General features: G+C 69.0%; 8 protein-coding genes and 1 pseudogene. 4 read left to right on the top strand and 5 right to left on the bottom strand.

Annotated elements, in window-relative coordinates; all coding sequences use genetic code 11:
* The 4 genes and pseudogenes from ACESK5_RS18020 to ACESK5_RS18005 form a co-directional block, all read left to right on the top strand.
* Window positions 1–191 (top strand): annotated as a pseudogene (locus tag ACESK5_RS18020) (homoserine O-acetyltransferase); the annotation flags it as partial.
* A 138-nt stretch (window positions 192–329) separates the two neighbouring features.
* Complete coding sequence (locus ACESK5_RS18015; protein WP_372912968.1) at window positions 330–1,955, top strand: S1C family serine protease; 1,626 nt, start codon at window positions 330–332, stop codon at window positions 1,953–1,955.
* Window positions 1,956–2,062: 107 nt separating this feature from the next.
* On the top strand, window positions 2,063–2,269 hold the full coding sequence (locus ACESK5_RS18010; protein ID WP_372912967.1) for a hypothetical protein: 207 nt from the start codon (window positions 2,063–2,065) through the stop codon (window positions 2,267–2,269).
* A 106-nt stretch (window positions 2,270–2,375) separates the two neighbouring features.
* Window positions 2,376–3,368: a sodium:calcium antiporter gene (locus tag ACESK5_RS18005; protein ID WP_372912966.1), complete on the top strand. Its 993-nt coding sequence runs from the start codon at window positions 2,376–2,378 to the stop codon at window positions 3,366–3,368.
* A 24-nt stretch (window positions 3,369–3,392) separates the two neighbouring features.
* Here the strand turns inward: ACESK5_RS18005 and ACESK5_RS18000 are convergent, their stop codons facing one another.
* From ACESK5_RS18000 to ACESK5_RS17980, 5 genes are read right to left on the bottom strand one after another with little or no spacing between them, the layout of a single operon-like run.
* On the bottom strand, window positions 3,393–4,592 hold the full coding sequence (locus tag ACESK5_RS18000; protein ID WP_372912965.1) for a cation:proton antiporter: 1,200 nt from the start codon (window positions 4,590–4,592) through the stop codon (window positions 3,393–3,395).
* A gap of 1 nt (window position 4,593) precedes the next feature.
* On the bottom strand, window positions 4,594–5,079 hold the full coding sequence (locus tag ACESK5_RS17995) for a cation:proton antiporter regulatory subunit (RefSeq protein ID WP_372912964.1): 486 nt from the start codon (window positions 5,077–5,079) through the stop codon (window positions 4,594–4,596).
* 32 nt (window positions 5,080–5,111) lie between these two features.
* Window positions 5,112–5,705 (bottom strand): diacylglycerol/polyprenol kinase family protein, encoded by a 594-nt coding sequence (locus tag ACESK5_RS17990; protein WP_372912963.1) that lies wholly within the window; start codon window positions 5,703–5,705, stop codon window positions 5,112–5,114.
* A gap of 3 nt (window positions 5,706–5,708) precedes the next feature.
* A complete protein-coding gene (gene glyS / locus ACESK5_RS17985) occupies window positions 5,709–7,505 on the bottom strand; it encodes a glycine--tRNA ligase (protein ID WP_372912962.1) in 1,797 nt (598 codons plus the stop codon).
* A gap of 2 nt (window positions 7,506–7,507) precedes the next feature.
* A complete protein-coding gene (locus ACESK5_RS17980) occupies window positions 7,508–8,353 on the bottom strand; it encodes a CBS domain-containing protein (protein ID WP_372912961.1) in 846 nt (281 codons plus the stop codon).
* Window positions 8,354–8,533 lie beyond the last annotated feature (180 nt).

Genomic DNA, 8,533 nt, shown 5'->3' with positions numbered 1-8,533 from the left:
TGGCACACCACGTCGTCGACTCGGACCACGGCCACGACGCGTTCCTCGTCGAACCCGAGAAGGTCGGCCCACCCCTGAAGGACTTCCTCAGGGAGGGACTCGCGGGGAGCGCCATCCACGACACGGCAGCGGAGGAGACGACCACCGAACGGGAGTACGCGCCCGTCCACAACTCGCTCTTCTCGGGGTAGTCCGACACCCAGCGGTCGTCCCTCTCCGCGCCGTCAACAACCGTCCCGCCTGTCGGTAGTTCCGGCGGAAATGACAATCAGTGTATGTCTTTATCGCTCCTGACAGCATATGGTACACTCTCACACGGGTACACCATCATGAGCGACGCAGCAACCGACCGCAGGGACGACAGACAGAGACACGCACGCACGGAACCGGACGCGGCGGCCGTCGCCGCCGACGGACCGCCCGCGAACGAGACACGCCCGACGCTGGACCGGCGGGCGTTCCTCGCGGGCGTCGGTGCGGTCGGTGTCGCGAGCTTCGCCGGCTGTACCGGCGGCACGGAGTTCGCGTCGGGAACGTCGGCTGTGGCGAGTGTCGACGACGCCCGCTCGTCGGTCGTCCGCATCGTCGCGCAGGGGTCGTTCGTCGACCCACAGGTGGGGTACCAGGCCAACTCCGCCGGCAGCGGCACCGGCTTCGTCGTCGACCCCTCGGGAATCGTCGTCACCAACAACCACGTGGTGACCGGCGCGGCGACGCTCGAAGTGTTCGCGAACGGCCGGTCGTACAACGCCAGAGTGCTCGGTGTCTCCGAGTGCTCCGACCTCGCGGTCATCCAGGTCGACGGGGGTGAGTTCCAGCCGCTGCAGTGGTACGACGACCCCATCGAGACCAACCTGGAGGTGTGGGCGCTCGGCTTCCCGCTCGGCGACCCCAACTACACCGTCACGCGGGGCATCATCTCGAAGCGGGCGTCGACGGTCCACACCGTCTGGGCGTCGGTCGACGGCGTCCTCGAGCACGACGCGCGCATCCGTCCCGGCAACTCCGGCGGTCCCCTCGTCGACGAGCGCGGCCGCGTCGTCGGCGTCAACTACGCCGGCGACGACCGCTTCGACATCAACCTCGCCATCTCGGCCCCGCTAGCTCGCCGAATCGTCGCGGACCTCACGGAGGGACGGGACGTCAACTCCATCGGTATCAACGGACGGGCGGTCCGGAGCGACGACGGCTCCATCTCGGGCGTCTGGGTCTCGTCGGTCGAGTCGGGGTCGCCCGCTTCGGCGGCGGGTATCGAACCGGCCGACATCATCGTCCGGATGGAGGGGCTCACGCTCGCTCGCGACGGGTCGATGAAGGACTACTGCGACATCCTCCGGTCGCGGAGCCCCGGCGACGTGCTCGACGTCCAGGTCCTCCGCTTCACCACCGGTGAGGTGCTCTCGGGCGAGGTGAACGGGACGCCGCTCCGGTCGGTGCTCCCGGCGGACAGCGGTGGCGGCGGCTCGAACAGCGGTGACGCCGACGCGCCCCGGGCCGCCGGCTACACGAACTACCGCCGAGTCACCGACAACAGCGGGAGCATCGTCGTCGACGTCCCCGCGGAGTGGTCCGACGTCGACGGACGTGCGTTCGACATCGGCCCCGGACTCGTCGCTTCCCCGAACGTCGACGCGTACAGCAACGGCTACTCGACTCCCGGCGTCTCTATCCTGGCCTCCCGCGACCTCTCGCGGACCCCAGACGTCGTCCTCGACGAGTTCCCCTTCCCCGCCTGTACCGCGAGCGGTCGAAGCGACTACGACGACGGGAAGTTCGCCGGCCGAGTGTCCCGCTACGAGTCGTGTGACGGCCGCGACACCGCCATCGTCGTCATCGCGGCAGTACCCCCCGACCGTTCCTACACCGTCGTCGTCGTCGCACAACTCGTCGACCCGCGCGACGCCGAGGCACTGGACGCCATCGTCACGTCGTTCGACGTAATCGGCCCCGTCTGACCGCGCTCGCGGCGTCCACCCCCTTCCACCACCCTCGTCTCGGCGTCTCCCGACGCCCGTCCCGACACGACAAACGTTTGCGGCGGCGGAACCATCCGGTGCCACTCATGTCCTCCGACGAGACACACGACCTCGCGGCGAACGAGGCGGTCGTCCGACGGTTCGTCGAGCCGACCGGCCGAACGTTCGATGGCGAGGGCATCGTCGTCGCCCGCATCGCGGACGGGAAGACCGCCGAACGTGGGGCGAGTTCCGACGCGCTCGGGTTGCTCCGACCGCTCGGACTCGTCTCCGGCCCCGGCGTCGAGGAGTGACGGGGACGACAGCCCGTGACCGAACCGGCAGGCGTACTCGAGGCAGTACCACTTTTCACCCCTCCCGCTGTCAGTCGGAGACGATGACGGTGGAGGCGAAGCCGCGGTGACGTCGGTCGCACTGACGCCCGACCTCCTCGGTTCGCTCCTCCTCGCCGCCGCGGCGCTCGGGGTCCTCGTCAAGGCCGCCGGCGCGACGGTCGACAGCCTCGTCGCGCTCGCCCGCGCCTACGACGTCCCCGACGCCGTCGTCGCCTCGACGCTCGTCGCGCTCGGGACCAGCCTCCCGGAACTCGGCTCGCACCTCGTCGCCTCGCTCGGCATCGTCTCGGGGACGCTCGACCCCGTCGTCGCGAGCGCGACGGTGATGGGCGGGAACATGGGGTCGTCGACGGTCCAGCAGACGCTGCTCGTCGGCCTCTTCCTCGTCGGGTTCGGCCGCGTCACCCTCTCGGACGCCTTCCGTCGGTCGACGTACTACCCGATGCTCGGGGCGTTCGCGCTCACCTTCGTCGTCGCCGTCGACGGGACCGTCTCGCGGCTCGACGGCCTCGCCCTCCTCGTCGCGTTCGTCGCGTACGCGTACTGGACGGTCACGACCCACGGGCGCTCCGAGCGCCTGCCCGGCACGGCGAGCGTGAACCCTCGCCGCGACGCCGCCGTCGCGTTCGCCGGCTTCCTGCTCGTTCTCGGGAGCGCCTTCGTCGTCCTCCGCGTCGTGGACGGACTCGTCGCCACGCTGGGGCTGAACGGCTCGATGGTCGGCGTCGTCACCATCGGTCTGGCCGCCGCGCTCCCCGAACTCTCGACGGTAGTCGAGTCGCTCAGACGGAAGACGCCGGACATCGCGCTCGGCACGCTGGTCGGGTCGAACGTCGTGAACCCGCTGGTCGGCTTCGGCCTCGGTGGCGTCGTCTCCACCTACGCGGTCCCGCCGTCGGTGGTTCGGTGGGACCTCCCGTTCAAGTTCGTCGTCGGCGTCGGCCTCGTGCTCGTCGCGCGCCGGGAGGGGTGGGTCGTCCGGCGGCGCGAGGGTGCGTGGCTCGTCGTCGCGTACTTCGTCTTCGTCAGCGTGCGGTTCCTGCTGTTCGCGGTGTGATACCCGACGCCCTTGCGACTTCGCTCAGTCGGGGGCCGCCGTCGACTCGCCCCGGAACACCAGCCGCTCGACACGGTCGGACTCGCCCATCAACACCGTGCCGAGCGTGCTCATCACGAGGACGTAGCCGACGGCGAACGCGGGAATGAGTTCGGTCATCACGGTGCCGGTCCCGCCCGCGGCGAGCGCCGCGATGACGAGCGAGAACTCGCCGCGAGAGACCATCCCGACGCCCACCCGGAGCGACCGCTTCGGCGTGAGGTCGTAGACGCGACCCCCGTAGTAGCCCGAGACGAGTTTCGTCGGCGTGGTGACGACGACGGCGATGACGAGCGGGACGGCGGCGGCGAAGACGAGTCGGGGGTCGGTGTTGACGCCGATCCAGAAGAAGAAGACCGCGGCGAACACGTCGCGGATTCCGACCAGGCGGCGCTCGATGCGTTCGCGGTGGTCCGTGGTGGAAAAGCCCATGCCGACGAAGAAGGCGGCGACGGCCTCGCTCACGCCGATGGAGAGCGCGAAGCCCGCGATGGGGACGAGTACGCCGAGCGTCCGCAGGACGAACGGCTCGGGGTTGTCGACGTCGAGCACCCGCGTGAAGAACTGGGTGCCGTACTGCACGGCGACGAGGAGTGCCCCGAGGAAGCCGAAGGCGACTGCGAGACTCTGCACGAGGCTCCCCGTACCGTCCCCGCCGAGGACGAGTGAGGTGACGAGCGCGAGGTAGACGGCGATGACGAGGTCCTCGAAGACGAGGGTCCCGAGGATGGGCTCGGACTCGGCGTTGGCGATCCAGCCGAGGTCGATGAGCGACTTCGTGATGATGGCGCTCGAGGAGATGTAGACGATGCCGCCCAGGAGCAGGGCTTCGACGAACGACCAGCCGAGCGCGAGGCCGATGACGACCCCGACGGGGAGGTTGATCGTGATGTCGATGAGACCGGCGCGGGTGATGTTGGTCTTCGCCGCCAGCAGCCGGTCGAGGCTGAACTCCAGCCCCAGAAAGAACAGCAGGAGGACGATTCCGAGTTCGGCGAGCAGTGTCAGCGTCTCGCCGGGCAGGACGTACGGTAGCCCGAGACGGCCGGCGACGAACGGGCTGGCGAGCATCCCGCCGACGACGTACAGCGGGATGACGGAGAGTCCGAGGCGCGCACCCAGCGCGCCCGCGACGGCGACGGCGACGAACAGTTCGCCGAGCTCGAGCAGAGAGAACTCGACCATCTCACTCGCCCGTCACCAGCGACTGGAACGTCCGACAGGCCTCCCGGGGGCCGACGGCGAGGAGCGTGTCTCCGGCCCGGAGTTCGGTGTCGCCGCCGGGGTTCGTGATGGTCGTCTCGCCTCGCTGGACGAGCACGACGTTCGCGCCCGTCTCCTGTCTGAGGTCGGCCTCCCCGAGGGTCTTGCCGTCGAGGTCCGACTCCTCGGGTATCTCGACCCACTCGATGAGCGTATCCCCGCCCAGGAGCGTCTCGATGCTCTGTGAGCGGACCGGCTGGAAGTACGCGCCCTCGAGGATGGTCCCGACCTGTCGGGCGAGCCGGTCGGGGAGTTCGAAGAGCTTCTCGGAGTCGGCGTCCTCGTCGACGCGCCGGAACACCTCGCGCTTCCCGGTGTTGTGCGTCACGACGACGAGCCGTGAGCCGTCACCGAGCTCTATCTCGTGTTTCTTGCCGACGCCCGGGAGGTCGCTCTCGTAGACGGTCACACACGGGCTTCGGCGGTCGCGTTAATAAATTCTCACGCGACGGCGACGCCGACCAGCCACATCGCCCCGCAGGCAACCGGGGGAATCGAGAGGTTGTCGTCGACGACGTAGCCGGCGACGACGGGCTTGACGCCGTCTGCGACCGTCGCCCCCGCGGCACCGACGACGCCGGCGAGGAGCGCCGGCGCGGTCAGTCGCACGCCCTCGGCGGCGAACGTCCCGAGCGCGAGCGCGAGACAGACGCCGAACATCGTGAGGAGCGTCGTGACCTGCTTCGTCTCGCCGACGCCGCGCGACCCCATCAGCCCCGAGATGGGGTCGCCGACGGCGAGCATGAGTATCCCCGCCGCCGCGACCGGTGGCGCGAAGACGAGCGCGACGCCGGCCGTGCTGTACGTGTACAGCGCGTACCCCGCGGGGTTGTCCTGCTCGTAGTCGCGGGTGAGTCGGTCGTAGATGGCCCAGTCCAGCCCCACGCCGAGACGGAGCACCTCCAGCACCGTCGCGACGAGGGCGCTCGCGACGAACAGTCCCGTCACGACGGACCAGGGGACGACTCCAGTGAGGTACCCCAGCGGTACGAGGCTCCCGCTGGCGTGGACGAGGCGCCGCTGGAGCTCGCTCACGCCCTACGCCTCGGTCACGACCCGCTCGTACTCGTCGAGCACGTCGTCGAACGCCCGGGTCCCGGCACGGAGGTCGACGAGGACGGAGACGAGGTCGTCAACCGGTACCCGGGCCTGCGCGGCGGAGTCGCGCTCGCGGACGGTGACGGTGTCGGGGCCGTCGCCCTCGATGCCGTCGCGGTCGACCGTCACGCAGAACGGCGTGCCGACCTCGTCCTGCCGCCGGTAGCGCCGTCCGATGCTGCCCGAGTCGTCGTAGACCACGGCGAAGCCGGCGTCTCTGAGTCCCCCGACGAGTTCGCGTGCGCGGTCGGTGAGGTAGTCGACGTTGGAGACGAGCGGGAACACGCCCACGTCGGTCGGTGCGACGGTGGGCGAGAGGTCGAGGTAGGTCCGCGTCTCGCCGTCGACTTCGTCTTCGTGCATCGCGTGGGCGACGAGGGTGTACACCGTCCTGTCGACGCCGAACGACGGTTCGACGACGTGCGGCGTGACGTGCTCGCCGGACTCGGTCTGCTCTTCGATACGGAAGTTCGCCACCTCGGTCGGGACGGAGTACTCGCTGTCGCCGACCACGACGGTGACCTCGCTGTCCTCGAACGCCTCGGGGTCGCGCTCGGCCAGGTCCTGCAACGCGTCCGCGACGCCCGCGGCGGCCCGGCCGAACTCCGGTCCGAGGACGCTCATGTCCGGGTCGACCACCGCCCGCTCGACCGTCTTCGGCTCGTCGTACTGCTGGAAGAGGGTGAAGTCGTCGTTGGCGTGTTCGGCGTGTTTCGAGAGGTCGTAATCTCCTCTGTAGGCGAAGCCGGCGATTTCGATCCAGTCGCCGTCGACCTCCGCTTCGGCGTCCCAGCAGTCGGCGGCGTAGTGCGCACGCTCGCCCGAGAGGTGCTGGCGGAAGCGGAACCGGTCCATGTCCACGCCGACGCGTTCGTACCACTCGTACGCGACGCCGAGGAAGTAGCCGACCCACGCGCTGCCGATGACACCCTCGTCGACGGCCTCGCCGATGGTGGTCTCGACGAGTCCGCCGTCGTCGTCGACCTGTTCGGTCGCGGGGTACAATTCGACTTCGAGGTCGGCGACGGCCGAGAGGTCCGGTTCGTCCCGCTCGGGGTCGACGAACTGCTCCAGTTCGGCCTGGGTGAACTCACGGGTCCGGACGAGACTCTTCCGCGGCGATATCTCGTTGCGGTAGGCGCGACCGATCTGGGTGACGCCGAACGGGAGACGGTTGCGCGCGTACTCCTTCAGACGGGGGAACTCGACGAAGATGCCCTGTGCCGTCTCCGGCCGGAGGTACCCCGGCGTCGACGACCCGGGACCGATGGTCGTCTCGAACATGAGGTTGAACTCCTCGACCGCCCTTCCGGCGAGCGGGGCCCCGCAGTTCGGACACGCGAGGTCGTGGTCCGCGATGAGCGCTTCGACCTCCGGGATGGGCAGGGACTCGGCCTCCTCGACGCCAGTGGCGTCCTCGACGAGGTGGTCCGCACGGTGGGACTCGCCACACTCGGGGCACTCGACGAGCATGTCGTCGAAGCCGTCGAGGTGGCCCGACGCCTCGAAGACGGGTTCGGGCATGACGGTCGGGCCGTCGATCTCCATGTTGCCCTCCTGCACCGCAAAGCGCTCGCGCCAGGCGTCCTCGACGTTGCGCTTCAGTGCCGCGCCCTGTGGGCCGTACGTGTAGAAGCCGCCGACGCCGCCGTACGCGCCGGCCGCCCCGAAGAAGAAGCCCCGGCGTTTGGCGAGTTCGGCGACGGCTTCGCTCTCGCTTCGGTCCTCCGCCGGCATCCTCAGAGCGCCTCCAGCAGGTTGATGTCCCGGACGACGCCGACGAGTTCGTCGCCGGCCACGAGCGGAATCTGCTCGATGTCGTTCGAGATCATCATCTGTGCGGCGTCCTTCGCGGTCCGCGTCCGCGACACCGTCACCAGGTCCGTCGTCATGAACGTCTCGACCGGTTCGGCGGGAATCTCGACGTTCCGCGTCGGGATGTAGCGGTTCCCGACGGCCTTGATTCCCTCCCACATCCAGTCGTTGTCCTGGTTGGCGATGGAGTCGCCGGTGTCGTCCTCGCCCTCGACGACGCGAGCCACCTCGATGATGTCGACTTCGGTGAGGATGCCGCACATCCGCCCGTCGTCGCCGAGGACGACGGCGTAGGGGACGTTGGCGTAGTAGATCTCGCGTTCGGCGACCGTCAGCGGCGTCTCGACGTACGTCGTGTTCACGTCCTTCGCGGCGAGGCTGCCGACGTCGGTGCCACCGTCGGCGTCGCCGCTGGCGATGGCGTGGACCACGTCCGTCACGGTGACGATGCCGACGAGTCCGCCGTCGACCACCGGCACCCGACGCGCATCGGTGTCGACCATCAGCTCCGCGACTTCCTCGACGGTGGCGTCGGGCGACGTCGTCGGCACCTCCCGCAAGAGGAGCGCGAGCTGGTCCTCGTCGGGCTGTTCGATGAGGTCCTCCCGGGAGATGAGGCCGCGGTACTCCTCACCGTCGTCGGTCTGCTTGACGACGGGGACGGAGGAGAAGCCACGTTCTTGGAGGTAGATCAGGACGTCGTCACGGGTACCGGGGAGTTCGACCGTGACCACCTCCGCTCGTGGCGTCATCGCGTCGGCTACGTTCATACCCCCGCTTACAGGCCCCCTCCTCTTGTACTCTGCGAAGCGGATACCTCCGCCACACGCCCTGTCGTGGGGTGGTTTTCGACGCCTCGCTCGCCGTCACCTCTCGCGACTGTCACAACGTTCCGGTACCGACGGGTACCGAATCGATTGATGTCACAGATACTGGCGAGATTTGTGCAG

The sequence above is a fragment of the Salinigranum sp. genome (genome assembly GCF_041641895.1).
GTDB lineage: Archaea > Halobacteriota > Halobacteria > Halobacteriales > Haloferacaceae > Salinigranum.
Note: the sequence above shows the minus strand (reverse complement) of the source record. Positions and strands in the feature narration are given on the sequence as shown.

What these genes read in the sequence shown, in the direction of transcription:
- ACESK5_RS18015 (WP_372912968.1), top strand. Translation starts at nt 330, where the DNA reads ATGAGCGACGCAGCAACCGACCGCAGGGACGACAGACAGAGACACGCA.
- ACESK5_RS18010 (WP_372912967.1), top strand. Translation starts at nt 2,063, where the DNA reads ATGTCCTCCGACGAGACACACGACCTCGCGGCGAACGAGGCGGTCGTC.
- ACESK5_RS18000 (WP_372912965.1), bottom strand. Translation starts at nt 4,592, where the DNA reads ATGGTCGAGTTCTCTCTGCTCGAGCTCGGCGAACTGTTCGTCGCCGTC.
- glyS (WP_372912962.1), bottom strand. Translation starts at nt 7,505, where the DNA reads ATGCCGGCGGAGGACCGAAGCGAGAGCGAAGCCGTCGCCGAACTCGCC.
- ACESK5_RS17980 (WP_372912961.1), bottom strand. Translation starts at nt 8,353, where the DNA reads ATGAACGTAGCCGACGCGATGACGCCACGAGCGGAGGTGGTCACGGTC.